The organism is Terriglobales bacterium (assembly GCA_035561515.1).
Lineage (GTDB): Bacteria > Acidobacteriota > Terriglobia > Terriglobales > Acidobacteriaceae > DATMXP01.
The window spans coordinates 46,970-72,530 of sequence record DATMXP010000046.1 but is presented as its reverse complement, the minus strand read 5'-3'; the positions used below and the strand labels follow the sequence as shown (position 1 = coordinate 72,530).

Genomic DNA, 25,561 nt, shown 5'->3' with positions numbered 1-25,561 from the left:
GATTCGTCGGAGCTTTTTCTATTGGCGGTGAGTGAATCCCTGTTCTCCAATCAGAGGAACGAAACGGCAGCCTTCTAGCTGTTGAACCTGAGGACGACCGTTGACCTTGCGGACCAGGAGCAGGTCCTGCATCTCGGGCGAGCCCACGGGGATGATCATCTTCCCGCCTTCCGAGAGCTGGTCGAACAAGTTGCGGGGGACTTCTGGGGCGGCGGCTGCAACTATGATGCGGTCAAAGGGAGCTTGCGCGGCAACTCCGCGGGTTCCGTCGCCGGAAACCACTTCAACATTGGTGTATCCGAGTTTCGCGAGAAGATCGAGCGCGGCGATGAAGAGCGCGGGCACTCGTTCGACAGTGACCACCTCCCGAGCGAGTTCGGCGAGGAGGGCCGCCTGATATCCGGTTCCGGTACCGATCTCAAGTACGTGGTGAGACGGCTGGATTTCCAGTGCCTCTAGCATGTACGCAACGATGTAAGGCTGCGATACGGTCTGACCTTCGCCGATTGGAACAGGATTATCGTCGTAGGAGGATGCCCGAAGCGGAGGGGGCACAAACTCGTGCCGCGGGACGCGTTCCATGACAGCCAAGACGCGCTCATCGCGGATGCCGCGGGCACGCAGTTGCCGAGCCACCATGGCGCGTCGTTCAAGTTCGAACTGATCGGTCACGGGCATTCAGATCATTGTAGATTCGGCGTCGGTTAGAATCGAGATGTGGCACTGCTGAAAAACGTCGGAACTACCCTGGAGATGATTAAGTGGGAGCATTCGGTCTTTGCGCTCCCGTTTGCCCTGTGCGGTGCGATGCTGGCTGCAGGTGGATTGCCATCATGGCGTCAGTTGCTTTGGATCGTGGTCTGCATGGTTTCGGCGAGATCCGCTGCCATGGCATTCAACCGCCTGGCAGACCATGAGATTGATGCGAAGAATCCGCGCACGAAGATGCGGGCTCTTCCGGCTGGACACCTGTCGCGCAGATTCGTGCTGTTGTTTGTTGTGGTTTCGTGCACGCTCTTCGTTGTAGGTGCGTGGCAACTGAATCGGCTGACGCTGATTCTGTCACCAGTCGCGTTGGCCATCGTGTTGTTCTACTCCTACACGAAACGCTTCACGCGATGGTCGCACCTGGTGCTCGGATTCTCGCTGGGAATCGCGCCCACGGCGGCGTGGATTGCAGTGACGGGATCGCTGGATCCACGAATCTTGATCCTGACAGCGGCAGTGACATTCTGGGTGGGCGGATTCGACGTGCTGTATGCGTGCCAGGATTTCGAGCACGATACAGAGGTGGGATTGCACTCGGTGCCGCGCCACTTCGGCATCAAGACCGCGTTACTGGTCGCTCGGTTGCTGCACATTGCCATGCTTGTGCTACTGATGCTGTTGATCTTTGCGTTCCAACTGGGCTGGATCGCCGTGGTCGGAGTGGTCGCCGTAGCATCACTCCTTGGCTACGAGCACTCGCTGGTTTCGCACACCGATCTCAGTAAGTTGAACGCGGCATTCTTCACCATGAACGGGGTGATATCCGTGCTCTTCTTCGCCTTCGTGGCGGCTGACGTCATGCTGCGCGGTTAGCTACTTCTTCGTTCCACTCTCTTTTCGCGGTTGGCCCTGGCTCTGGGCGGAGCCCGTGGCCTGACCTGCCTGTGGATCCGGTGTAGTCGGATTCGGTGTAGTCAGATTGTCTGTGGGCTGGCTGGACTTCTGCTGCGTTTTGTCGCTGGTTGCGGCGCCATAGTTCTGCTGGTCCGTAGCAGTCGTGCTGTTGGTGGGAGAGCTCCCCTGCGTCATGTCTTTCTGCTTATCGGAATTCTGAATGGTGTCGGAACAGCCGAACAGGGAAGCAACGAGAATGAGTGCTGCGAGTACTCTGAGCATAACTTTGCCTCTGAGAGTGCGATGAAAATGGCAGGCCGGTTGATGCCTAGAGGTAAGCGGAGAATACGGAAAGACAGCCGGAGTCGATGTACAAGAAGCTTCATGTGCCTGTTTCGTGCTCGCTGGGTGGGCCGTATATATTGTTCTGCCATGTGGAGAACGATAGCACTGGTGTTTTGTTTGTCGGTGGCGGCTTTTGCGGCAGAGAAAAGGTCGGTGTCGCAATTAACTCAGATGGCGAAGACGAGGAGTCCGGAACTGGCGACAGCGATCCGCGAGACTTTTGACGCGAAGACCCTGACGGAGGGTACGGCGTGGGCGGGACGTGGCGCGGATTTCTTCTTTGCGGTGGAGGTGGAGGAAAACAGACATCCGGTGCTCATTCTTGATGAGGAGCGTCACACCGAAATGCAACAAATTGCGGGCACGCGCTTATGGTATGCGTCGGTACGGCTCGAACCGTTAGGCAAATTACACAGCTTCTATTACAGATTAACGCCCAGTGATCTTTACGCTATTGGCGGTGCAAGATTTGGCGGGTCGTTGGATCTGCCTGCGTACGCGCCGGATTCGTATCAGCAGCGTGGGGTACCGGTGGGGAACTTGTCGGAGAAGATCGTCCACACGAGCAAGATTTATGACGGCATGAAAAGCGAAGCCTGGGTGTATGTGCCGGCACAATACGATCCGAAGAAGCCGGCGGCACTCATGGTATTCCAGGACGGCGGCTGGTATATCGACCGGGAAGGGTCAATCAAGGCAATTAACGTGATCGATAACCTGATTGCGCAGGAGAAGATTCCGGTGATGATTGCGGTGTTCATCAATCCCGGAGACATCAGCGAATCATCGGGAACGCCGACATATGAATTCGTGAGCGCGAGAGTGAAGAAGTGGAATACCACATCAAAGAATGCGATGCGTAGCACTCTTTACGACACGGTGAGCGACCGGTATGTGCGGTTTCTGACGACCGAAGTTCTGGCGGAAGTGGAAGGGAAGTACAACATCCGCAAGGATGCGTACAGCAGGGCGATTACGGGGCTTTCTTCGGGCGGCATATGCTCGTTCAATGCGGCGTGGCAGGCGCCGGGGCAGTTCAGCCGAGTCATCACATGGATTGGGAGTTTTGCGAGTATCCAGTGGAAAGAAGATCCTAAGGTGCCGGATGGCGGACAGGATTACCCTGACAAGATTCTGCGGGAGCCGAAGCGGAACATCCGCGTGTGGATGCAGGACGGCGCGAACGACCTGGAGCAGGAAAACTTCGGGAGTTGGCCCCTGGCGAATCTTCGTATGGCGAATGCACTCAAGTCGAAGGGATACGACTTCCATCTTAGCTTCGGGAAGGGGACACACAACTCGGCACACGGAGCAGCGGAGTTTCCCGAAGAGATGATCTGGCTGTGGCGGAACTACGATCCGGCGAAGACGGAACAGACCTATGAAATGGAGTCATCGGAAAAGATGAAGCCGTTGTTCCGGGTGGGAGTGGTGAACCGGTAGCTTTTCAAGAATCGCTGGGGACTGGGTCTTCTCCCATCTCTTCCCATCGTGCTCCACAGTCGTGGCACTTCCATGAGTTGCTGGAAAACGGGATGGGAAAGCCTATCCACGCTGAAGTGTAGCTTGCAGGCTTGTTGATGCTCTCGTAGGAGACATCCAAAGAACCACACTTGGGACAGCGTGGCTGTTCGAAAACCTCATCTCCCTCTACGTCAATGCTTTCCGGGATAGGCTGGTTAAGAACGTCTTCGGAGGCTTCCATGTCTTCGGGTCGGACAAGGAGCTTGGCTCCTCCGAGCGCATTCGAGATGAACCAATCCATGCGGACCATGTTGTCGTCGGTGAGATAACAGGGGATGCCCGCGGATTGGAGTGCTCCCTTGGCGAACATGGCAGCCGGGAGGTCGCGAAAGCGACGAACGAGGACGAGTTTCTGGTAGTCCACCCCATAATTGCCATCGAAGTCACGACTAACGGGTGAAGGCGAAGCCGATGGTGGCTCCGGCTCTGAACTGTGAGGCATCGGCGCCTTCGGCAACTTCAGGTTTCGACGAGACATTTCGGCGTAGAGAATTTCGCACCCGTAGTCGGTGAGTTCGCCGGAATCGGCAGCGATATCTTCGAGCTCCCCATCCACCATTTGGGCGTAAAGCGCCTTGAGACGCGAACGCTCACTTTCCTCAAACGATTGAGCCATAACCGTGAATGTTAGTGCAGGAACGGCAGAGAGGGAAAGGACTGTGCTAACTGCTGTTGCCAAGACTGACTGGTGTGCTGCAACTACTAAAGTGGTTACCAGCTATCCCGGAAGTACAAGTGGCGAGAAAGTTTCGGCTTGTTAAAACCTCGGCCAAAGTCCACAATACAGCAACTTTTTGCGGAGTATGAGCCAGCAACAGACTGGCACCCGGTCCGCAATTGTGGGGCGTTTCCGAAGCAAGATCAGGAATCGAGGCGGTTAAGGGATGGGGCACTTCCTGTTAGTGATGGGCTCCCCAGATGACCAAGGGGAGTCGATATCAGTTTTTCATGCTGGACTTTGGATGTCGTACGAGCTATTCGGACGGCATGGCGCGAACGTGTGCGAAACCGGTGTGGCATACGTCGCTGCCTTTCCTCGGCAGAATAAGACCGGACCATTTCTGGCCTCCGATAACGGACATCTTCTGGTGGCTGGCGGAACATGGTTTCACCGGGACGGGTACAGCTCAGGATCTGAGGCGAAGCTGCTGAGCCGGTATTTCGAGGTTGGAGCCGAGGTACTTGCGAAAGAGGTCGACGGATTCTACACGATCGTCATCGTTGACGGACGAACTGCCGAAGCAACGGTCTTGACCGACTTGGGGACTTTCCATGTCTTCGAAAGGCGGCTGAAGGTCGGTGCAACAGAGGTGCTGGCTTTGTCGACTTCGTCGCTATTGCTGGCCGCACTCGGCAACGCTCAGCTTAATACCACCAGCGCGCAAGAGCTAGTTTTCAGCAACTGCATCTACGAAAACCGGACGCTATTTCGAGATGTACTGAAATTGCCGGGATTGAGTGTGGTGCGGCTTCGCCCAGGCAAGGAGCTCGACGCGAAGCAGTATTGGAGTGTCGCGAATATCAAACCTGATTCTTTGGACGGCGACGCCGCGGTGGACGCGATTTGGCATTCGGTTCTGAATTCAACCAGAACGATTCTTCGGGCGTTTCCCGCTCCGGTTTGCGATCTGACGGGAGGATATGACAGCCGAACTGTAACTGCGGCCATGCACGCGCTCGGCGCGCCGGTACGGACGGTTGTGGCAGGTCCGGAAGACCATCCCGATGTACAGGTCGCGAAAGGACTGTCTTTCCGTGTCGGGGTTCCACTCGTGCATGTTCCGCCGAGGCAAATGGGATTCGAGGAGGCGGAGCAGACCGTACCGCTGTCCGACGGAGAGTACGACGCCTTTGAAATGGCGTGGGTTCGTCACGTGCACGAGACGGTAGCTTCGCCGAATGGAATTGGAGTGCATGGATCCTTTGGAGAGTTCCCGAGGGGATACTCGTGGAATCCGCTATTTCCGCGCACCGGCGCCTACAGCGCACTTGACTCAGCAAAGCTTGCACGAATGCGATACGTGCCCATTTCTTCGCAACCAATCTTTCGTGCCGACTATCGCCTGGATTTCCAAAGTCACTTCACTGAGATGATCGATCGGTCGAACGTAGGCATGGAGCACCAACCCAACACGATCCAACACGATCATTCGTACATTGCGCTACGCGGAGGACGGTGGCAGGGAAGAATCGCCAGCAGCACGAACCGTTTATGGCCGGTGATATCACCGTTCCTGTTCCGGGACGTTGTAGAGACATCGTTCAGGATCAGGACGCCAATGCGACGGCGCAGCCTGGTGATCCGGAAGATGTTCGCTCGATACGCACCGCAGTTTGGGCGCTTTCCCCTGGAATACGGCTATCCAGCGCTTCCGGTGAACTGGAAGACGGCTCACTTGTTCTGGCCCATTGCTCCGTATTTTGGCAAGTACTACGGGACCCGAATCATTGCGAGAGCCAAGTCGAGCCTTGGAATAGCTAAGCGCGGAGCAGCGGTCAGCAGCACGCGAACGGAGCCCTTGCCGGCGCAGCAGGAGTTCGCGCTTGAAAGGGTGCGGGCGACAGGGATTCTCGACGACGCGGGGATCGAGCGGTTGTTATGCGAATCCCGCGACGGGAACGGTACGTTGCTTTTCCGCAGGCTGCTCACGCTGGAACTGACGCTGGGAAGATTGCAGAAAGCGGAAGGCGCCTTGCTAGCGCTGCAAGGTTCGGTGTCAAACAAGTCGATCAAACGCGCTGGTATATGAGCCGTTGTCGGAGGTTAGTTTACGGTGGTGCCGGAGCGCTGGATATCGTACTGGCGAATTTTGTAGAGCAGGGCCTTATAGCTGATTTGTAGTATGCCAGCTGCTTTTTTCCGATTCCATCCAGTCTGTTCGAGCGCCTTGGTGATGGCTTCGATTTCAGCCTCGTCCTTTACGTTACGAACCAGACCCTTCAAACCACGGTCGTTCGGAGCGGCGGCGGCCTGAGAAGGGCTGCTTGATGGAGCGCCCATACCCACCTGAAGTTCTTGAATGGCCATGTCTTCGTCGCCGAGAATCAGAAACCGTTTGACGAAGTTTCCGAGTTCGCGAAGGTTTCCGGGCCAGTTGTAACGCTCGCAAGCTTCGAGCAGCCGCGGCGAAATGGTGACGGACGGCTTGCCGTAGCTCTCGCCGATCTGACTGATCATGTGCCGGAGTAGAATGCCGATTTCCTCGCGACGCTCGCGAAGCGGTGGCAATTGAATGGTGAATCCGTTCAGCCGGTAATAAAGGTCCTCGCGGAGTTTCTTTTCCGCGATGGCACGCGGGATGTCGATGTTGGTGGCGGCGAGGATACGGACGTCAACCTTGATCACGTTGCGGCTGCCAAGGCGCGAGAACTGCTGGTCCTGCAAAACGTGCAACAGTTTGGCCTGAAGCTGCGGAGGCATTTCACCGATTTCGTCGAGCAGGATGGTGCCCTTGTTACAGAGTTCGAATTTGCCGGGCTTGGAATGAGTGGCGCCGGTGAAAGCTCCGGGTTCGTATCCGAAGAGTTCGCTTTCGAGAAGATCGGCGGGAACGGCGGCGCAGTTGACCTTCAGGAACGTGCGGTGCGCGCGAGGCGAATACTTGTGGATCAGACGGGATACGACTTCCTTTCCGGTGCCGCTTTCGCCCAGCATAAGGACCGGAATATCCACGTTGGCGACGAGCTTGGACTGAGAACGGATCTTCTTCATCGCCGGGCTGGCGGCCACGAAAAAGACATCGTCACCAAGGTCTTCGATATCTCCCTGAACGGGATGAGCGTGCTCGCGGGAATTGCCTAAGCACTGCTCGATGAGCGCTTCGAGATCGGCCTTCTGGAACGGCTTGGTCAGGTAGTCCTGCGCTCCAAGACGGATGGCCTGAACAACTTTGCGGGTGTCGCTGACGCAAGAGAGCATCACGACCTTCAACTGCGGATGAAGAGCGCGAACCTGTTCCAGTGTCTGTAGCCCATCAAGAACGGGCATGAGGACGTCCAGGAGAAGCAGGTCAGGGACGGGAGGCTGACGAAGTCGTTCCATGGCTTCCGCTCCGTTCGTGGCCGATTCCACGCGGTAACCTTCGACCTCCAGCAATGTGCGGAGGTAGCGAAGCATTGTGGGTTCGTCATCGACAACGAAGATTAGCGGAGATTTTGCAGCGGAACGGTTCATCCCAAGTCCTAAAGTATCAGCTTCTCTTCAAAGGAAGAAGAAAAGAAAACTTGCAACCGCAGTTCGGTTCGCTTTCAACCCAAATCTTGCCGCCATGTGCAACGACGAGGCGACGCGCGATGGATAGTCCCAAGCCCATGCCGGAATCATCGGGCGCACCTGAGTCGGGCACCTGGAAAAATTCGCCGAAAATTTCCTGGTGATACTCGGGAGCGATCCCGGGACCGGTATCGGCTACGGTAATCCTGACGGCGTTGGGCATAAGCAGGGTGGCCTTGCGACGCTCTTCCTTCGAACGAGGTTTATGGGCGTTGCGGCGCTCCCAAAGCTGAGGTTCGGCATGAAGCCAAACCGTGCCGGTTGCAGGTGTAAATTTCAGTGCATTTTCAAGGAGGTTGGAGACGACGCGCTGGATCTTGTCGTAGTCGAAAGCGAAGGGCTCGAGGTTGGGGTTGTCGAGGTGGTAGAACGCGACACCCTTGTTCTGAAAACGGGGCAGCCAGAATCCGGCGAGTTCACGCAGACAGGCGTTGATGTCCTGTGGTTCATCGGCGTGAAGGGGAACGACGTCAGTTTGGAGCGAAGCAAAGGTCAAGAAATCGGTGACGAGCCTTTGAAGGCGCGTACTGCTGACCTGCATGTCTTCGAGAACGTGCTGCTGCTTTTCGGTGAGAGGGCCGAGTTTGCCATTGATAAGAAGCTCGACATACCCAGCGATGACCGCTAAGGGAGTGCGGAGGTCGTGCGCTGCCGTGGCCAAGGCAGTGGAGCAACGCTGGTACTGAGTGCGGAGTTCGTCGTATGCCCGCTTCAGGTCGCGGGGATGGCTCTCTAATCCGGAGACATCTGGATCCCGCAGGACCGGGCAAACGGAGGGAACAGACCCGTTTGACGGCGCAGGAATACTTGCAGCCGTAATGTTCGGGGCATCAGCCATTCAATTAGAAATAATCCGCAGTCAGGGCTGCAACAGGGGGAGGTGAACCCGTTGACAACAGGCGAAAATCGAGCAAGTTGATGTTATGAAAGGTGATAAGGGGTGTCAAGGCAGAATTGCAAAGTTGTTCCCTCAATGTCGCAAAAGATTGCCGCATTGACACAACGGATGCAACTTGAGACTTAGGCTTGCGGTGATTGTGAGTTGCGCGTAAATGTAACACTCAATAAAAGTTAGGGCCGATTTCCACGCGGTGGGGTAGTTACTTCAGTTTTGGTCATTTGTGTGCCCTGTAAGGAAGGGATATTCAGGATCGAGATGCCATCTAAAGATACCGAAAGACGAAAATTTCAACGGTTGCCCCTGTCCATTCCGGTATTTGTTCGAGGCACGGACGAGACAGGGAAAGAGTTTCTCGAGTTTGCAACCGCACTGAATATCTCAGCGGGTGGGGTGCTGCTGGCGACACGCCGAAGTATCCCAAAATCAGCGAGTTTGGCGCTAGAGATCCCAGTTGCACCGCTCCCGGCCGACTCGGTTTCGTCGCAGTCTGTGAGGAGTCTGAAGGCGAAACTGGTGCGGGTTACACACGGGGAACGCTACCATCTTCTAGGCCTGAAGTTCTCACGGGCGATCCAAGGCTGAGCCAGTCCTGCTGCGGAAACTAATTTCCACATGTTGAAATAAAGTTCACATTCCCACAATAAATTTGCACCGTCCTCCGAAGCGCTGAAGCAGGCCGAGGGGGTAGGTGTGCAACGTAAGTAGAAGATACTGCTTGCGTTGGAGTATTTCCTGCCTCGAAATTGCGGTGATTTTCCTGCTAGAGCAAGGTGTGTGCAAAGTTTGGCGTTAGGAGTGCATACATATGCACTGACCCAATACTGGAGCAACCGATTATGGCATCAGCTGCAACAGGGATCGGCAGTAATAATCTGCAGTCGCGCCTGTCGAACCCGTTACCACCGGACGCAGTAGTGTTTGGCCGTTCCCATCGGATGCATGCAGTAAGGAACCGACTGGAAAAGATTGCGACGGCGAACGTTCCGGTATTGATCCAGGGTGAAAGCGGAACCGGGAAAGACATTATTGCGCGGCTGATTCATAAGCTGTCGCCGTGGCAGTCGGGACCCTTCGTGAAGGTGAATTGTCCGGCCATTCCTGGGACGCTACTGGAATCGGAACTATTCGGTTACGAAAAGGGAGCGTTCACGGGCGCCATCGGAACCAAGCCGGGCCGAGTGGAGATGGCCCACCGCGGCACCCTGTTCCTGGATGAGATTTCGGAACTCGATCATGGACTGCAATCGAAGCTGCTTCAGCTTTTGCAGGACGGCCAGTTCTGCCGTATCGGCGCGCAGGACGACAAGAAGGTGGAAGCCCGGGTGGTGTGCGCGACGAACCGCATACTGGAGCAGGAAATTGAGAACGGCGGATTCCGGCAGGACCTTTTCTATCGCATTAATGTAGTGAACATTCAATTGCCGCCGTTGCGGGAGCGTCTTTCGGACATTCCGATCCTGGTGGATTACTTCCTCGAGCTCTACAACGAGAAATACAACTGCCGCGCCAAGGCCTTGTCGCACGGGTTACTCGATCAGATGCAGCACTACCATTGGCCGGGGAACGTCAGGGAACTGGAAAATCTGTTGCGCCGGTACGTGATTCTCGGGTCGGAAGATTCGATCACGAATGAAATGGGTGCGAAACGCCAAGAGTACTGGACGGCAGACATTCCGGTGGACGGACCAGTGTCGCTGAAGAAGATCACCAGGCAGGCCGTGAGGGAAGTGGAAGGCAAGGTAATCCTGCGAGTTCTGGAGGCGAACAACTGGAACCGCAAACGCGCCGCCAAGGCGTTGGGCATCAGCTATCGGGCGCTTCTGTATAAGATTCGAGACGTGGGCTTGCCCAGCGCGAGGGGCGGGAAACGCGGAGAGATGCTGGACGGGGAATAGGAAGGGAACCGGGGTTCCAGCTTATCCCCGGTTTCTGAAATTGCGAATGACACCCATCATTCGGACTGTCGCAGCTCGGTGCAGACCGAACATGCAGAGCAAGTAGCTCATCACTCCAACTGACACCTGCACCGTGAGCCGAAGAACGATACTCTGCGCGTCTTTTACCAGCACGCTTGTGCCCCAAACAGCAGCCCCCATCAGAATGGAAGAACTCAAAGCCGGCCAAATGGTACGGAGATAGTCCTTCACCTGGAGGTCGATCACTTTGAAAGTTCTCTGGAACATGGGGACTCTCAAAATGGGGTAAAGGATAGTCCACATAGCAGCGATTCCGCTGATTCCCCAAAAACTTCCGAAATAAAAGCCGGCGGGAAGTATTACGGCACAGGCCACGGTGCTCCACATCATGAACCTGGTTTGTTCCTTCACGTTCAAAACGAAGGGCATGAGCAGTGCCAAGCCGCGGAATGTCATGGCGATCATCAATAGGCGCAGGGGCCAGACCGCACCACTCCATTTGGGGCCGAATGCCAGCGCAATGAGGTCACTGGCAATTACCGCTATGCCAATGCTCACCGGAAATGCTGCTGTCGCCAAGGGCTCGGTCAAGCCAAGCAGATAGCGGCGTAGTGCTGCATTATCTTTCTGCACGGCGGAGAAGAACGCCGGGCTCACCCTTCCGAACAGCGAAGCGATCTTTTCGACGGGCAACCCTGCTACAGACCAAGCCAAGGTGTAGGTTCCGAGCGCTGCTTGTCCGAGTACCCGTCCCGCAATCAGGAAGTCCGCATTATCGAACGTGTACCAGGAGAATCGCGTGATGAGTATGTCGTTGCTGAACTTCAGTGCGTGCTTGATGTCGCTGAGTTTGGGTATGGAGAAGGAAACAGGGCGGGCGTAAAAAGTCAGGACTGTAGCTACCAGTGTGCCGAGTATGCCGCCGAAAACGAGTGTCCAATAACCTGCTCCAAAATACGCCAACGCGATAGAAGCTCCTGAAGTGACGAGAGCTTTGGATCCTTCAAGGCCGGCCAGTAGTTTGAACCGCAGTTGTCGCTGGAGCGCCGCATTCGCAACCGTTTGCAGTGATGAAATCAGGAATGCTGAACTCATCACAATGAGCACTAAACTAAGCTTCGGAGTGTGGAAGAAGCGGGCCAGCGGCAGGGCAGCAGCGGCTGAAGCCAGCACACCGATCAATCCGACCAAAAAGGAGACTGTATTAAGCTGCCGTAAGTGAGTTTCCCCTAAGTCGTCAATGGATACGATCGCGGTACCGATTCCGAATTCGCTGATTAAGGCGACCAAGCCCAGATAAAGGTTGGCCATGCCAATCAGACCGTAATCAGCAGGAGTGAGGAGGCGAGCGACGACGATCGTCGCAGCCCAGGTTGCGAGCTGCCCACCCCATTTGACCGCTCCCGTCCATGCAAGACCACGAACCAGGTGCTGGTCGAGGTTTCGCGTCTGAGCCTGACTGTCACATGCGTCGGTAGTTTTCTCAACTGTGGGCAAGGGCGACATTCTCTCACGCATTCGGGTTGAGAGCGCGCCGATCCATGGCGCATTCGAGTTGAATGAGATAAATCGCCAGATCTTCGAGCCAACCCATCGCTGGACTGTATGATCGGTCGGCAAAGCTGCGGAGGAGTCTCGACCACAAGAAAGACTGTTGCAGAACGCGACCTGAACGTGTGCACATCAACGAGAGTTTGCCTACATCGTACGCGGCCCGCGCAAAGAAACGGTAATTATTTGCGGGTGACCTTCTATTAGGGGCGTACCTCACCTTAGCGAATTTGGGGAAAGCGCGCTGAATAGCTTCGGTGTGAAATTTCTTATCGAGGAACATCTCACCGTCCAGAGCACTCATTAGATCATGCACTCGATGGTCTAGAAACGGGGTCAAAACTGCTGCAGTGTCGCTTAGCATGATAAAGGGGGAAAGTGCCGCCACTCGCCGGGTTCGATTGTAGAAGAAGAAAGAAGCGAAGGGATTTGGAGCCTGTGAGAATTTTGCCAACTCAGTAACCATACGGGTGATTGCTATGTCCCTGGTTGCATAACGATAGTTCTGTTTTCCCAGAATCTTTCTCCACAATTTTTCTTTGCTATCGAGCCAGCCATCAGCAAGTTTGTGCAGGCGACCTGCACGCCAATCCGCGAGCCTTTCCGCATTAGAAGCAGCTGCACCGGTGTAAATATCACCAGCAATCCCCTCGTAGATGACCGTGCGATGTCGTTGCTTTAGGTAGTCTACCAAGGCGACAATCCAGGCGTGGTCGATCGTGGTGAGGCTTGTGTCAATGTTCTTCTGGACTTCGGCGGCCAGTATGCTCGTCGGTTGATCCAGAACGTCGAGAGGAACGCCGGTGCTGTCGCATAGTTCCGCAGCCACTTCCACATCTTCACTCGACCATGGGGCAAAATTGCGAGCACTTACACAGCATTTCGGGCGGTAGCCAGAGGAAAGCAATTCCAGAAAAATATGTCGAGAATCACGACCGCCACTCAGGGGTACGACAAACTGTTCGTTCTCCGGCCGAGTTCTCCTGACTGCATTCCTGAAGGTATAGATGAATGCATCAATCGCGTCCGATCTGGTCATGTGAAGAGGTTTCGGGATGCTCACACCACCAGAGACCGAGAGTCTCCCATCCTCAAATAAGAAGTTGACTGCCGGAGGGATAAGCTTGATCGATGCAAATGGAGTGTCATCGCCAAGGTAGTATCGAAGGCGTAGGAACACTCCCAGCGCACAGAAATCCAGATCGAGTGGGGCACCTTGATCAATCAGGGTGAGGATCGAACCGGAGATACAGAAATCGGTGTCGGTGAAGTAGTAGTACAAGGGAATAAACCCGAATCGATCGTTTCTGACAACGAGTTTCGTCCCGTCCCAGATCCACTCGGAGAAGCACGCGTTGTAAGCATTTGCGTCCCGCGCCAGAGAATTCTGGCTGAGCACGCAGTGAGAAACGCCAGACGGTACCCATTTGCCATCGACCTTGGTGAGGCGGAAAAAGGTTTGCCGATCTGTGTAAACAGTGTCTGAACCCTGAACTAAATCAACTACGTGTGTGCACATGGCGCTCCTTTCTAAAGCGCAATGTACTCCAAACGACGTAGTTATAACCGTGAAGATAAATGTAAGCGTTTAACTCTTGTGGTTCTGGCTACAGTTGGGTGGCCGAGCATCGAATGCTCGAAAAGTCGGAGGGATTCGACAACTAGTTAACTTCCAAGCATCAAAGGGGTAACTCAATGAATTTCGGAAACGTCGAGTACCTTGCCGTCAGCAGCATGTTCCAGATGCATTAGATAGGTCGCGATATCCCCGAGCCATCCTAAGGCAGGCGTATACGGTTTATCGACCAAGCACCTTAACAAGCGTGGCCACAGATAGCTACGAGAGAGCAGTTGATGTTTGGTTGGCTCCAGGCTGAACGCACCAAGTTGCAACGCAAGGTTCGCGAAGAACTTGTATTTAGGGGCCGCACTAAGTTTCTTAGCCGCGTAAGGGATATGAGCGTATTTCGGATACGCCTTGGTGATTGAGTCAGTGTGGAAATTGTGATCGAGGAAAATCTCCGCGGGAAGTGCACACAGTAAGTCGTAGAGGGCTGGGTCCAGGTAAGGCGTTACAACGTGACCTACCTCAGTTAGCATATTGAAAGGAGCAAGCGCTGTGACGCGCCGAGTGCGGCTATAGAGAAAGAACGAGACAAGCGGACTGGCAGCTTCCGCATGCTTTCCCAATTCCTGGGCGAGACGTTCGATCGCGACTTGCCGGTTTGCGAGTTGGTAGCGTGAGCGGCCGAGTAAGCGGAGCCTGAGAGGCTCGTCTTTGTCGAGCAAATCGTCGGAGAGTTCTGAAAACTGATGGTTGCGGATAAGGGCGAGTCGCTCCGTAGTGGTCGAATATCCAGTCGTATACATGTCGCATGCGACGCCCTCGTAGACGACTTGGGTTCTACCTTTCAGGTACATCTCAAGGGCGATAATCCACGCATGTTCAAGTACAGAGAGACTTGTCTGCAGGTTCTTATGCAGGTCGGCTAGGAAGGGAGATGATCGTTGCTGAACAAGTTCATGTCGGACTCCTGTCGCTTTGCACAGTTCGGCAGCAATTTCCACGTCCCCGCTGGACCACGGCTCGTAATTGCACACGCTTACGCAGGCGCTAGGCTGAAACCCGCATTCCAGCAGCTCCAGAAAGATGTGTCTTGAATCGCGTCCTCCGCTTAGGGTGACGACAAACTCGCCGCTCTTGGGATGAGTTCGCTTTATAGCATCGCGCACGGCAGGGATGAATGCTTCCATCGCCTCGTCTCGTGTCATGGAGATCGGCGTCGGCATCGGAATAGAACCTGTAATGCTGAGCCTCCCATTCTTCCAGTTGAGACGAGCGGAAGGTGGCAGCATCCTTATCGCGCGAAAGGCCGTGTCTTCACCGATGTAGTAGCCGAGACGCAGGAAGACTGACAGAGCGACATAATCGAATTCAGCCGGTGTGCCTTGCCGGAGAAGCGTGGGAATGGAGCCGGAAATGCAGAATTCATTTCCTGCCTGATAGTAGTACATCGGCATGAAGCCGTAGCGATCATTCCGGGCAATGAGTTCAGCGCCGTCCCACAGCCACTCCGCGAAAACTCCATCGAAAGCAGAAGTGTCTCGCGCCAGTGGATTCTGGCTTAGCACGCAATGCGGAGTACCGGTCGAAACCCAGCGACCGTCTACTTTGGTCAGACGGAAAAAGGCTTCACGGTTACCATAAACTGTCTCGACTTGCTGGCTTGCCGCACGGAGTGTCTCGGCAGACATCCCTAGCTCCTATTTGGACCGACTGGCCTCCACCGCTCTTTTTCGTGTGTCCATCAAAGAGATTCGACACTACGGCGTTGCCATTAAACGTCCAGTCAGTCAAATTCGGAAACATCTAACAACTTGTCTAGCGTAGCGAATTCCAAGTGGATCAGCAAAATAGCCAGCTCGGAAATCCATGCCATGGCTTCACTATAGTTCCAATCCACTAGTGAACGCAGCAATCGAGGCCACAAGAAGCCTCGGTCCACAAGCTGAGGTTTTCGGCTTCGGTCGAGGCTGAAGCTGGCGAGATCCAAAGCGATACCGGCAAAGAATTTGTAGCTACTGGCGATGCGCACGGTTCTGCTGGTGGCCGGAGAAGCGTATGGAACGTCGGCGAATTCTGGATATGCAAGGGTGATGGCTTCGGTATGGAATGTGTGATCCACGAACATCTCGCCGGGACAGCCACATAGAAAGCTGAATACATCGAAATCGAGGTAAGGAGTAATGACGTTCCCAACGTCGATCAACAGGTTCATTGGAGCGAGGGAAGTGACTCGGCGAGTCCGGTTGAAAATGAAATATAGAGCAACCGGGTTTCCTGCGTCGGCATATTTTTCGGCCTCTTTGGCAACACGTGCCACTGCCGCTTCGCGATTCATTCGGCGAAAGTTGTCTTCCCCAACCAGCGCACGAATGGCTTTATCATCAAGCTCCAAGACATCGTCCGCGAACTTTTCGAATTGATGGGCTCGCATGTAGGCGAGCCTCTTCGGAGTCGAAAACGTGCCGGTGAACACATCGCAGGCGACTCCTTCGTACACGGTGTTGGTCCTGGACTTCAGAAACCGGACTAAGGGCGGAATCCACACGTGGTCAGTGGTGCCAAAGCTTGTCCGAATGTTCTTCTCGAGTTGTCCTGTGAGCATCGAGGAGTCCTGACCGACCACATGATGTGGGATATTCGAGCGTCGGCATAGCTCTGCCGCAATCTCGATGTCATTGGTTGGCCAGCAGTCGAAGTAGCGAGCCGTAGCGCAGAAACTTGGCTTGAACCCGCAGGAAAGCAATTCGAGCAGGATGTGGCGTGAGTCGCGTCCGCCGCTCAGTGTGACCGCAAACTGCTGATCGGACGGAGCGGTCCGCATAACGGCTTGTCGCACCAGCGATATACAGCCATCGAGAGCGTCTTTTCTGGATACGTCAACCGACGCGGGTATTGGCGCCGAACCCGAAACGGACAATTTGCCGTCGCGCCAGGAGATTTGCGCCGAAGGCGGGACCAACTTAATAGCTTCAAAGGCGGTGTCATTCGCAAGGAAGTAGCCAGTTCGAAGGTAGATTCCCAGTGCGTCGTAATCTATGTTGGTCGGCGCTCCTTGCTGCAACAGCACAGGAATGGAGCCGGACACGCAAAAATCAGTGGGAGTCGCATAGTAGAACAAGGGCATGAAGCCGAGCCTGTCGTTCTTGATCGCCAGTTCGCTTCCGTCCCAATTCCATTGCGCAAAAGCTCCCGTATTGGAGCCCACTGCCGAGGCATGAGAATGCTGACTCAACAAGCAGTGAGGGGTACCCGAAGAAATCCAGCCATCTTCCTGTTTCGTCAGGCGAAAGAAGGACCTTCTATCGCCCGGAGCGGGTTGTGCTGTTATCGCTGAGGACTGGTTTTTCAGTTCGAGCATTCTCCATCACCTAAACTTCGCTAACGAGCGTTCTGCGAAAGAATGGGTTTTAAAGCTTACGGCAGTGTTTACGGGAACAGCTTCACCAGAGGTGGGCCGATCCACTTGGTGATTGGCAGCGGCAATTTCTTCCAGCATTCGATCGCAAGCTGGAACTTCTTATTGTTCGGCGAGAAGTTCGGCATTTCCTTGCGGCGGACCAGGAAGTACTTGTATGGCAACTGATGTTGAGTCATCGTCCACTGGGTCTTGAAGAAGAACGCGCCCGTCTCGCGTTTGCTGCGGCCGAAGTCGAACTTCGTCAAGCCTTCGGCCTGGGCGCGACGCATGACTTCCCAATACATGACATTGTTGGCCGCATACTTACGGGCTTCGAGCGGAGCTCCGCCGTAGAAGGGAATGATCCATTCACGGAACTTGAAGCTCTGGACGGCGGCGATTGGCCCTTCGGGCGAGTTCACGATGAGGATCTGGAGGGCGTCGCCGAACTCCTCCCGGAGAATTTCGAACCACCGCTGTGAGAACACCGGCGTGCCAAGGTTATGCACGCTCTGCGCGTATATATGGTGGAGAGTGGCGACCTGGCTGTTATCGATGACGGAGGTCAATCCTGCCTTCAGACCCTTGCGGATCATGTAGCGCGTGTCACGCGGAAGGCTCTTCATGAGTTCGTCTTCGGTTTTGGGTAAGTCGCGATCGAAGCTGACGTATAAGTCCTTCTCGTGGAACTCGGGCCCGAGGGAAATCTGGTGTCGATTGCGCAGCTCAAGGTGCTGAACGCGGAGTTCCTGCGCGAGTTTCCGGGCGGCGTCAACCAAGGCGAGGGTAGCAGGGTCGTCGTCAGCACAAGGCCCACCGTACACAGCGAACGGAGTTGAAATGAGGACCTTGCCCATCACGAGGTTCGAGAGCAAAAACAGCGGAAGGATGCCGCAAATCTGATCGTTGCGCTCGGCGTAAAGATAGTGTGACTGAAAGCCAAACTCACGCTCGACACTTCGTTTCCAGGCAATGGTGTGGAAGATGGTCGAGTCAGGATGCCGGTGCGCGTAGGCGTCCCAACTGGAGCGCAGCGAATCGGAGTAAGTTGCGATCCTCGTGGCAGCAGAAGCCGTGGTTTCGGCCATCGCAGTTCCCATGATCAGGTGAGTCGGGTCCCTTCAGTGTAGTTTCCGGTAGCGTAACAAAGAAACAGCGACGATCAAAGTTACCGTTGTTTTTTCAATAGTTTGCCCCAAAAAAGCCAGTCCATTCTCATCCCCGAAGTTCCCATTCGTGAGACCTGCAGTCGCGCAACGCGGCTCCATGTCGCCAAGGAGCGAACGCCGAAGTACGGTAAAAGAGGAGGTCCTGGATCAGAAGGGGACTATGTATTCGGTAGTTAACACTGAGGCATGAGTGCCTACAGTGTCAAGCAGCGAAATTTCCCCAATCAATCACAAGCGAGGTTACCTAAGTATGTACACCTTGCTGTATTGCTGCTGGTTGCTCGTTGCTGTAGAGTGCGAACATTCGAAAGGCAAACGTGTCTGAAGGCCGAAGTTTGCCTGGTGCGGTATAGAACTGAGTTCGATGCCGTGGTTACGAGGAGTTTCGAATGGGGTCTAGCGCTCGAGTTTCAAGAAGACTTTGGTTCGCAGTCAGCATGGTTTTGCTGGTTGCGTTGACCGCATGTGGAGGCGGTGGAACGTCGCCGACCAGAACGATTGGCGGAGGCGGAATCGGCGGGACTCCTGGACGCGATGCCGGCGGCGGTACGGGCGGTGGAGGAACCTCGGGAGACGCCTTTTCCATTCAGAACCTTTCGTTGACGAACGTCACTTCTACGACGGCAACGGTGGCGTGGACAACGAGCGTTACTACGACTTCAAGCGTCGATTACGGACTTACACAGAATTACGGCAGTTCTACTGCGATTTCCAGCGCGGGGACGACCCCCAGTTTTACGATTTCCGGACTAGTACCAAGCAGCACTTATCATTTCAGGGTTCGCAGCAAAGATAGCAATGGCGTTGAGGTAGTCAGCAGCGATTCTACGTTTATCACGGCCTCGAGTTATGGGACCGCACCGCAGTTTGCGGTGACTGGTGTTCGCGCGGAGAACTTATCGACAAACGGCGCCACCATTGTGTGGACAACCACGGCTCCGGCAAGTTCGCAAGTCGAGTACGGCAAGACAACTTCCTACGGTTCAACCACTCCCGTCGATGGCACCCAGGTTACAAATCACTCAGTCAATGTCACTGGCCTGGAGAGTGGAGCTACGTACCACTATCGCGTGCATTCGGCGAACCCGGGTGGCCCCGACGTAATTAGTGCCGATGCAACCTTCAGCACCCTTTCTACGGGAAAGAACACGCTGGTGATCAGCAAGGTGGCGGTCACGGGAGTGACAGAGAGTTCGGTCATGATCACGTGGGAAACCAACGCGGCCGCGACCTCCAAGGTTGAGTACGGCACAACGATGGCATACGGATCCAGCAGCAATACGGATTCGAACCTCGTGAACCAGCACTCAGTGACATTGACGGGCCTGGTCCCGGGAACGCTGTATCACGCGCGAGTCAATTCTGCTGACACCACAGGATTCTCCGCGGTCTCTGGGGACTTCACATTCACAACCACGACACCGCTGTTGGCACTCACGGACTTCACGGTAAGCAGCGTCGGTACAACTTCGGCGGTGCTCACATGGGTGACGAATGCTCCGGCGAGTTCGATCGTGGAATATGGCACATCGCCAAGCTTCGGCAGTACGGTTACGGATGCGCTGACCGTTACAAATCACACGGTAACGTTGACCGACCTGGCTCCAGGAACGCAGTACTTCGTCAGGGCGAAGTCGCAGGACCCGAATGGCACAATCGCCACGTCAGGGGCGTTGACGTTCACGACGGTCTCCTCGGGTGCTCTTGCGATCTATTCCGTGTCGGTGAACGCGGTTACGTCGACCTCAGTGGCGATTGCCTGGTCCACGACAACACCGGCCAATTCGCTGGTTGAGTACGGAACGACGGCGGCGTATGGAAGCAGCACAGTGCTGGACCCGGCGCTGGTGACGAATCACTTGCAGACGCTCTCGAACCTTGCTCCGAACACTACTTACCATTTCCGGATAACGTCGGTGGATTCGAGCAGCGCGGTGGCGCAGAGTCCGGACCTGACGTTTACGACGATGCAGCCGACGTTGAGTATTACCAACGCCAACGTGCCGACGATAGGATTCGATTCCGCGACGATTTCGTGGACGACAAACATACCGGCGACGTCGCAGGTGGAATACGGAACGACCACCGCATATGGAACAAACCTGCCGGCGGATCCGACACTGGTGACGCAGCACTCGGTGATTATTACGGGTCTGCAGTCGGGGGTTACCTATCACGCGCGTGCTCATTCGTCGGCGAGCGGCACCGGGGATGTGGCCGGTCCTGACCTGGCATTCTCGGTCAGCACGAAGACTCCGCTGACGCTTTCCAACGTGGTGATGTCAAACATCACTGCAGATAGCGCCACGATGACCTGGACGACGAATTCTCCGGCGACGTCACAGGTGGAGTACGGCACAACGACGAATTACGGGTTTGCGACAAACCTGGATTCCACCCTTGTGACAAGCCACCAGATCACCATAAACAATCTGAGCCCATCGACTACGTACAACGCACGGCCGCGTTCGAGTACTGATCCGTTGAGAGCCGATATCACGGGCGACAACGTTACATTTACGACCAGCCAGCAGACACCGACAACCGTTGGGTTCTCAAACATTACGGCTACCAACGTGGCGTCGACTACCGCAACGATTTCGTGGACGACTTCGGTCGCAAGCCTCGGTTATGTCGAGTATGGATCGACTACGAACTACGGTGGAAGGTCGTCGACGGAAGTGGTATCAGGCACGAGTCACTCGGTTGTATTGCAGGGACTAGTATCTGGAGTGACATACCACTACCGTGTTCACGCCGTGGTGAACGGAAACGACAGCGCAAGCGGCGACCAGACGTTCACGACACTTACCGAAGTGAAGAATCCGCCTACAACGGCGTGGCCGTTCGGCTGGAAGAGTTTGGGAGCATTGACGCAGTTGAACCAGGCGGGACTGTGTCCCACCGGTTCGCAGTATGCGTCAATATTGAGGACGGAAGGGTGTTCGGCCGTCATTCGGGACTGGACCAGCGGGATTCTGCGTACGGCGACGGATCAATTGCTGATCACGGGTGGTGGACACACCGGGTACGGCGGCAATGAGTTATACGCATTGACGCTGCAGGATTCCTCAGCGGGCAATCAAGCGACATTGAAGCGTTTTACCCAACCGACGGTGCCCGGGACGGGCGGCCCCATCGTGCTAGGAACAGGTGGTTGTAACGGAGGAGTCACGAGTAAAGGCGTGGTGACAACGATCCAGGCATCCGATGCGGGACCAGTTGCGCTGCCGCCGATCTTCCGCACCGATCTAGCGCCTGGGTACAACGTTTGCGTTGATTGTCAGACGGATGCGAAAGGATTTGGCTGTGCTCCGGATGCCAAGCACACGTATGACCAACTAACGTATATTCCGCCGAATTCTTTGAGTTGCGTGGACGGAGTCACCACGGGCGACGTGCTCTTTGAATTCAGTGGTTACTCGGCATGGGACGCTGGAACCGCTCGAGCCGATGCATGGGTTTATCACTTCAGCACGGGCGTTTGGCAACGTCTCGATACGTGGGCCACGTATGTGGGAGGAAGACCGGCGAGTGGACATGGGAAGGTAGTCGATTGGGATCCGGTGAGCCGGAAGATCATCATGTACGACGACTATAACTTCGGGTCCTGGGACCTGTGCACCAACACCTACACTCGGCTTGCTGACTGGACGAAGGAAACGAGTGCGAAGGGCGCCATCGATTACAAAGACCGAATTATGGTGATTACGAACAAGAATAGTTCGGGCGGCAGAGAGGTTTATCACTACAACATCGACACGAATACCGTTACTGACGTGACTCCGAACCTGACGGCGAAGGGATGCAGTATGCTGACGGACCTTGTCACCCCGGGAGAGTTTGGGTACATCTGGTCCGGATTGACGTATGACCCGGATGCAAACCGCGTCGTGATGTGGCCGAACTTCGGAAACACAGTCTATGACTACTTCCCGGGAACCCAAACATGTTCGAAGTTCACCTATTCAGGGGACACAGTTGCTAACTCTGCACATACAGGGGCAAGTTCTTCCAATGGAACTTTTGGCCGGTTCCGGTATGTGCCGAGCCAGAAGGTGTTCGTGCTGATCAACGACTGGAGCTTGCCGGCCATGGTGCTATGCCGGAATGACAAGGGCTGTCCATAAGCCACACGGCTATTTGTATTCTCGGGCCGCCAAGCGCGCGGCCCGTTTTCTTTTGGTTGTGATCTCGTGCGTGACATCAACGTGATGTTAATCACAGTATTGCTGCAAACGACTGCGTTAGCATAAGATTAAAGTACGCTTAGCAAGCGTTGGCTGGATTTGGATTCCGTAGAGGGGCGGTACAGTCCGGCGGTCCCAGCCATATAAGCGTTGTGATCATGCGCGTCTACGTGAGGTGTGTTCATGTGGACTGCGCTGCCAATCGTCTCGGTTTTACGTTCCTGCCGCGAACTGCTCTTCCGAGTATTCGCTTGTAGTAGTTGGCCTTTGCTCCTGTTAGTAGTATTCGCTGGCGTGTTTCTGCGTTGCCATCAGATCTCATATAACTTCGACGGTGATGAGATCTTCTCCGTTGACGCAGCAAGAAGCGATATCTCGAAGACCTTATCAATACTCATTGCTGATCGCGTTCACCCTCCGGTTCATAACGTTGCTCTGCACTATTGGGGTGCCGTTGTCGGATTCAGCGAAGCAGGCATGCGTTCACTCAGTGTGCTTGCCTCAACCGGATTTCTGATCATTATGTTTCGGGTAGCGATGTTGCTCCTGAGGCCGATGTACGCCTTCTATGTAGCTATGCTTTGTGCGTGTAGCCCTTTGCTGGTGATTTATGGACAGCAAGCACGCCCGTACGCACTGGCTTTGTTCTTTGCTGCAACGAGCTTTTACATACTCGTCCGACAAGGATTTGAGTCGCCGGGTTGGAAGTGGCCGGTGCGATACGGAATCTGCTGTGCACTGCTGGTCAACACTATGTATGCAAGCGTGTTTTTGATTACGGCGGAAGTCCTGGGCATTCTATGTTGGCGATCCGCAAACAGGTTCCGCCTGATCCTCGCTGCGTTTCTAGGGGCGGCGACGATTGCACCTTGGCTCCTCATCATCGGATCATCCATGCATGGTGTCGATAACCAGATGGCGTGGATACCGAAGCCCCGAATTTTTGACGTTCTGTATTTGTATGTTCAGTTCTTCGGGAGTGTTCCTCACGCGAGCATGACGCTGGTGCTGCTGTTTGCAGTCATCGCAGCGTTAATCGTCAAGAATCATCGTAGGCTGGACATTCGCCTTGTCGTAACGGTGGCAACCCTTGCATTCTTGCCGCCAGTGGTGGTTTATCTGGTCTCCTGGTACGGGCCCCTGTCAATTTGGGCAGTGCGCCAGTTGTTATTTAGTGGTCCCATGATCTTCCTACTCATTGGCCTCGCCATTGAGTGCGTACCACGCCGGTTGGTACTCGTGCCAGCGACTGCTCTTGTGCTGTGGTGTCTCTCAGCCTTGCCAGAAGCTATTCCGGCGCAGGTAACACCCCCATGGAGAGAACTCGCACAGAGATTCGGCGGTTCCGAATACACCGTGATAACCAATGAATCGTTTGTTGCGAAGCCGTTGACCTTTTATATGGAGGGCTCGGCGAATGTCATCGATATCTCGGAGGCAAGAGAGTTAAACGATCAGAGAGTGATTTACGTGTGCCGACCAGTTAGATGCGATACGAGCGCGATTCAAGGGTTTCGTATTGAACATGAAGAGTCGATCCGATGGAACCGAACCGCTAATTCACCAACCAATATGTTGCAGGTGTACTCTCTCGTCGGAATGGATTAGGCTTGCAAGCCATGAAAACAGGTAGCCGGAGGCGACCGCAGTCGTTTGTTTGGTGGCCCATCCTTGTCTTGTGCTTTTGGTGCCTCACCTCACAAGCGACAGCACAGGATTCTATCGAGAAGAATGTGCAGGCAGCAGGGCAAATACCTTCGCCACCAGCGGAGGGAAAGAGTTCGCTTGCGCCACAGTGGCCCTTCGGCTGGAAAAATCTCGGACTGTTAACACAATTGAACCGGCCGGGACTGTGTCCTGCGGGAGAGAGGTACCGGTCCATCACGCGAACAGAAGGGTGCTCGGCTGTTATCCGCGACTGGGCGAGCGGCATTCTGCGCACTGCGACCGATCAGTTGCTGATCACGGGCGGCGGACACACCGGGTACGGCGGTAACGAGTTGTACGCTTTGACGCTGCAGGATTCCAGCGCCGGTAAAAAGGTGACTTTAAAACGGTATACAGAGCCGACGATACCTGGGACCGGTGGTCCCATTGTGCCTGGTGTGGGTGGTTGTAACGGAGGAGTTACGAACAAGGGTGTGGTAACGACGATCCAGGCTTCCGATGCGGGCCCGGTGGCGCTGCCGCCGATCTTCCGCACCGACGCGGCGGCCGGGATGAACATCTGCGTTGATTGCCAAACGGATGCGAAGGGGTTTGGCTGTGCTCCCGACGCGAAGCACACTTACGCGCAGTTGGCCTATATACCACCCAATTCGTTGAGCTGCAAAAATGGCGTTACAACCGGCGACGCTTTATTTGAGTTCAGCGGTTATTCAACTTGGGACGCAGGCACCGCGCGAGCCGATGCATGGGTATTTCACTTTGCCACTGGAACTTGGCAGCGCCTTGACACGTGGGCCAAGTATGTAGGTGGAAAGCCCGCTTCCGGACATGGCAAGGTGGTGGATTGGGATCCGGTGAGCCGGAAGATCATCATGTACGACAACTACAACTTCGGCACTTGGGATCTGTGCACCAACACCTACACAAAACGCGCTGAATGGGTCAAAGAGACGGCTGCAAACGGTGTGGTCGCTTACAAAGATCGCGTCATGGTGATCACTGATAAAAAGAGTTCAGGCGAAAGGGAGGTCTATCACTACGATATCGACACGAACACGGTAACGGACGTGACTCCGAACCTGCTGGCGAAGGGATGCAACATGCTGGCGGATAGTATTACGCCGGGGGAGTTTGGGTACATATGGTCCGGATTGACCTATGACCCGGACGCGAACCGGGTAGTGATGTGGCCGAACTTCGGCAACACTGTCTACGACTACTTCCCGAAAAACCAAACCTGCTCAAAAACCACTTATCCGGGCGACAAAGTGGCGAACTCTGCGCACACGGGCCGGAATTCCTCCAACGGAACCTTCGGGCGATTCCGGTATGTGCCGAACCAGAAGGTGTTCGTATTGATCAATGACTGGAACCTACCGGCCATGTTGTTGTGTCGCAACGAGAAGGGATGTCCGTTTTAGCCGATTGGAGGCAGAGAGGAAATAGTTTTCCGCTCCA

General features: G+C 55.0%; 17 protein-coding genes. 7 read left to right on the top strand and 10 right to left on the bottom strand.

Annotated elements, in window-relative coordinates:
- Window positions 1-18 precede the first annotated feature (18 nt).
- A complete protein-coding gene (locus VN577_21065) occupies window positions 19-678 on the bottom strand; it encodes a protein-L-isoaspartate(D-aspartate) O-methyltransferase (protein HWR17334.1) in 660 nt (219 codons plus the stop codon).
- Between the two features lie 39 nt (window positions 679-717).
- On the opposite strand from VN577_21065, the gene VN577_21060 reads away from it, so the two are divergent.
- The gene (locus VN577_21060; GenBank protein HWR17333.1) at window positions 718-1,581 is read left to right on the top strand and encodes a UbiA-like polyprenyltransferase; all 864 of its coding nucleotides are present in this window, start codon (window positions 718-720) and stop codon (window positions 1,579-1,581) included.
- On the opposite strand, the gene VN577_21055 is transcribed toward VN577_21060, so the two are convergent.
- On the bottom strand, window positions 1,582-1,884 hold the full coding sequence (locus tag VN577_21055; protein ID HWR17332.1) for a hypothetical protein: 303 nt from the start codon (window positions 1,882-1,884) through the stop codon (window positions 1,582-1,584). It abuts the gene before it with no gap.
- Between the two features lie 216 nt (window positions 1,885-2,100).
- Here VN577_21055 and VN577_21050 point away from each other — a divergent pair, with 216 nt between their 5' ends.
- Window positions 2,101-3,390 (top strand): alpha/beta hydrolase-fold protein, encoded by a 1,290-nt coding sequence (locus VN577_21050; GenBank protein HWR17331.1) that lies wholly within the window; start codon window positions 2,101-2,103, stop codon window positions 3,388-3,390.
- Between the two features lie 4 nt (window positions 3,391-3,394).
- On the opposite strand, the gene VN577_21045 is transcribed toward VN577_21050, so the two are convergent.
- Entirely contained in the window at window positions 3,395-4,087 is a 693-nt protein-coding gene (locus VN577_21045; protein ID HWR17330.1) for a hypothetical protein, read from the bottom strand.
- A gap of 346 nt (window positions 4,088-4,433) precedes the next feature.
- On the opposite strand from VN577_21045, the gene VN577_21040 reads away from it, so the two are divergent.
- Entirely contained in the window at window positions 4,434-6,221 is a 1,788-nt protein-coding gene (locus tag VN577_21040) for a hypothetical protein (GenBank protein ID HWR17329.1), read from the top strand.
- Window positions 6,222-6,235: 14 nt separating this feature from the next.
- Here the strand turns inward: VN577_21040 and VN577_21035 are convergent, their stop codons facing one another.
- Complete coding sequence (locus VN577_21035) at window positions 6,236-7,645, bottom strand: sigma-54 dependent transcriptional regulator (protein ID HWR17328.1); 1,410 nt, start codon at window positions 7,643-7,645, stop codon at window positions 6,236-6,238.
- Between the two features lie 16 nt (window positions 7,646-7,661).
- Entirely contained in the window at window positions 7,662-8,582 is a 921-nt protein-coding gene (locus tag VN577_21030) for a HAMP domain-containing sensor histidine kinase (GenBank protein ID HWR17327.1), read from the bottom strand.
- A gap of 899 nt (window positions 8,583-9,481) precedes the next feature.
- On the opposite strand from VN577_21030, the gene VN577_21025 reads away from it, so the two are divergent.
- Entirely contained in the window at window positions 9,482-10,540 is a 1,059-nt protein-coding gene (locus VN577_21025) for a sigma-54 dependent transcriptional regulator (GenBank protein ID HWR17326.1), read from the top strand.
- Between the two features lie 21 nt (window positions 10,541-10,561).
- On the opposite strand, the gene VN577_21020 is transcribed toward VN577_21025, so the two are convergent.
- From VN577_21020 to VN577_21000, 5 genes are all read right to left on the bottom strand, one after another.
- Window positions 10,562-12,058 (bottom strand): lipopolysaccharide biosynthesis protein, encoded by a 1,497-nt coding sequence (locus VN577_21020; protein HWR17325.1) that lies wholly within the window; start codon window positions 12,056-12,058, stop codon window positions 10,562-10,564.
- 13 nt (window positions 12,059-12,071) lie between these two features.
- Entirely contained in the window at window positions 12,072-13,394 is a 1,323-nt protein-coding gene (locus tag VN577_21015; GenBank protein ID HWR17324.1) for a hypothetical protein, read from the bottom strand.
- 410 nt (window positions 13,395-13,804) lie between these two features.
- Entirely contained in the window at window positions 13,805-15,367 is a 1,563-nt protein-coding gene (locus VN577_21010) for an asparagine synthase-related protein (protein ID HWR17323.1), read from the bottom strand.
- 95 nt (window positions 15,368-15,462) lie between these two features.
- On the bottom strand, window positions 15,463-17,037 hold the full coding sequence (locus tag VN577_21005; protein HWR17322.1) for a hypothetical protein: 1,575 nt from the start codon (window positions 17,035-17,037) through the stop codon (window positions 15,463-15,465).
- A 68-nt stretch (window positions 17,038-17,105) separates the two neighbouring features.
- Window positions 17,106-18,164, bottom strand: coding sequence for a FemAB family XrtA/PEP-CTERM system-associated protein (locus tag VN577_21000; protein HWR17321.1), 1,059 nt, complete (start codon window positions 18,162-18,164; stop codon window positions 17,106-17,108).
- Window positions 18,165-18,682: 518 nt separating this feature from the next.
- Here VN577_21000 and VN577_20995 point away from each other — a divergent pair.
- The 3 genes from VN577_20995 (at window position 18,683) to VN577_20985 (ending at window position 25,524) form a co-directional block, all read left to right on the top strand.
- Window positions 18,683-22,375 carry a fibronectin type III domain-containing protein gene (locus VN577_20995; GenBank protein HWR17320.1) on the top strand — a complete coding sequence of 1,231 codons (3,693 nt, stop codon included), beginning with the start codon at window positions 18,683-18,685 and terminating at the stop codon, window positions 22,373-22,375.
- A 327-nt stretch (window positions 22,376-22,702) separates the two neighbouring features.
- Window positions 22,703-24,043 (top strand): glycosyltransferase family 39 protein, encoded by a 1,341-nt coding sequence (locus VN577_20990; protein ID HWR17319.1) that lies wholly within the window; start codon window positions 22,703-22,705, stop codon window positions 24,041-24,043.
- A 125-nt stretch (window positions 24,044-24,168) separates the two neighbouring features.
- Window positions 24,169-25,524, top strand: a complete 1,356-nt coding sequence (locus VN577_20985) for a hypothetical protein (protein HWR17318.1) — start codon at window positions 24,169-24,171, stop codon at window positions 25,522-25,524.
- Window positions 25,525-25,561 lie beyond the last annotated feature (37 nt).

What these genes read in the sequence shown, in the direction of transcription:
- VN577_21065 (HWR17334.1), bottom strand. Translation starts at nt 678, where the DNA reads ATGCCCGTGACCGATCAGTTCGAACTTGAACGACGCGCCATGGTGGCT.
- VN577_21055 (HWR17332.1), bottom strand. Translation starts at nt 1,884, where the DNA reads ATGCTCAGAGTACTCGCAGCACTCATTCTCGTTGCTTCCCTGTTCGGC.
- VN577_21045 (HWR17330.1), bottom strand. Translation starts at nt 4,087, where the DNA reads ATGGCTCAATCGTTTGAGGAAAGTGAGCGTTCGCGTCTCAAGGCGCTT.
- VN577_21040 (HWR17329.1), top strand. Translation starts at nt 4,434, where the DNA reads ATGTCGTACGAGCTATTCGGACGGCATGGCGCGAACGTGTGCGAAACC.
- VN577_21035 (HWR17328.1), bottom strand. Translation starts at nt 7,645, where the DNA reads ATGAACCGTTCCGCTGCAAAATCTCCGCTAATCTTCGTTGTCGATGAC.
- VN577_21030 (HWR17327.1), bottom strand. Translation starts at nt 8,582, where the DNA reads ATGGCTGATGCCCCGAACATTACGGCTGCAAGTATTCCTGCGCCGTCA.
- VN577_21025 (HWR17326.1), top strand. Translation starts at nt 9,482, where the DNA reads ATGGCATCAGCTGCAACAGGGATCGGCAGTAATAATCTGCAGTCGCGC.
- VN577_21010 (HWR17323.1), bottom strand. Translation starts at nt 15,367, where the DNA reads ATGTCTGCCGAGACACTCCGTGCGGCAAGCCAGCAAGTCGAGACAGTT.
- VN577_21005 (HWR17322.1), bottom strand. Translation starts at nt 17,037, where the DNA reads ATGCTCGAACTGAAAAACCAGTCCTCAGCGATAACAGCACAACCCGCT.
- VN577_21000 (HWR17321.1), bottom strand. Translation starts at nt 18,164, where the DNA reads ATGGCCGAAACCACGGCTTCTGCTGCCACGAGGATCGCAACTTACTCC.
- VN577_20995 (HWR17320.1), top strand. Translation starts at nt 18,683, where the DNA reads ATGGTTTTGCTGGTTGCGTTGACCGCATGTGGAGGCGGTGGAACGTCG.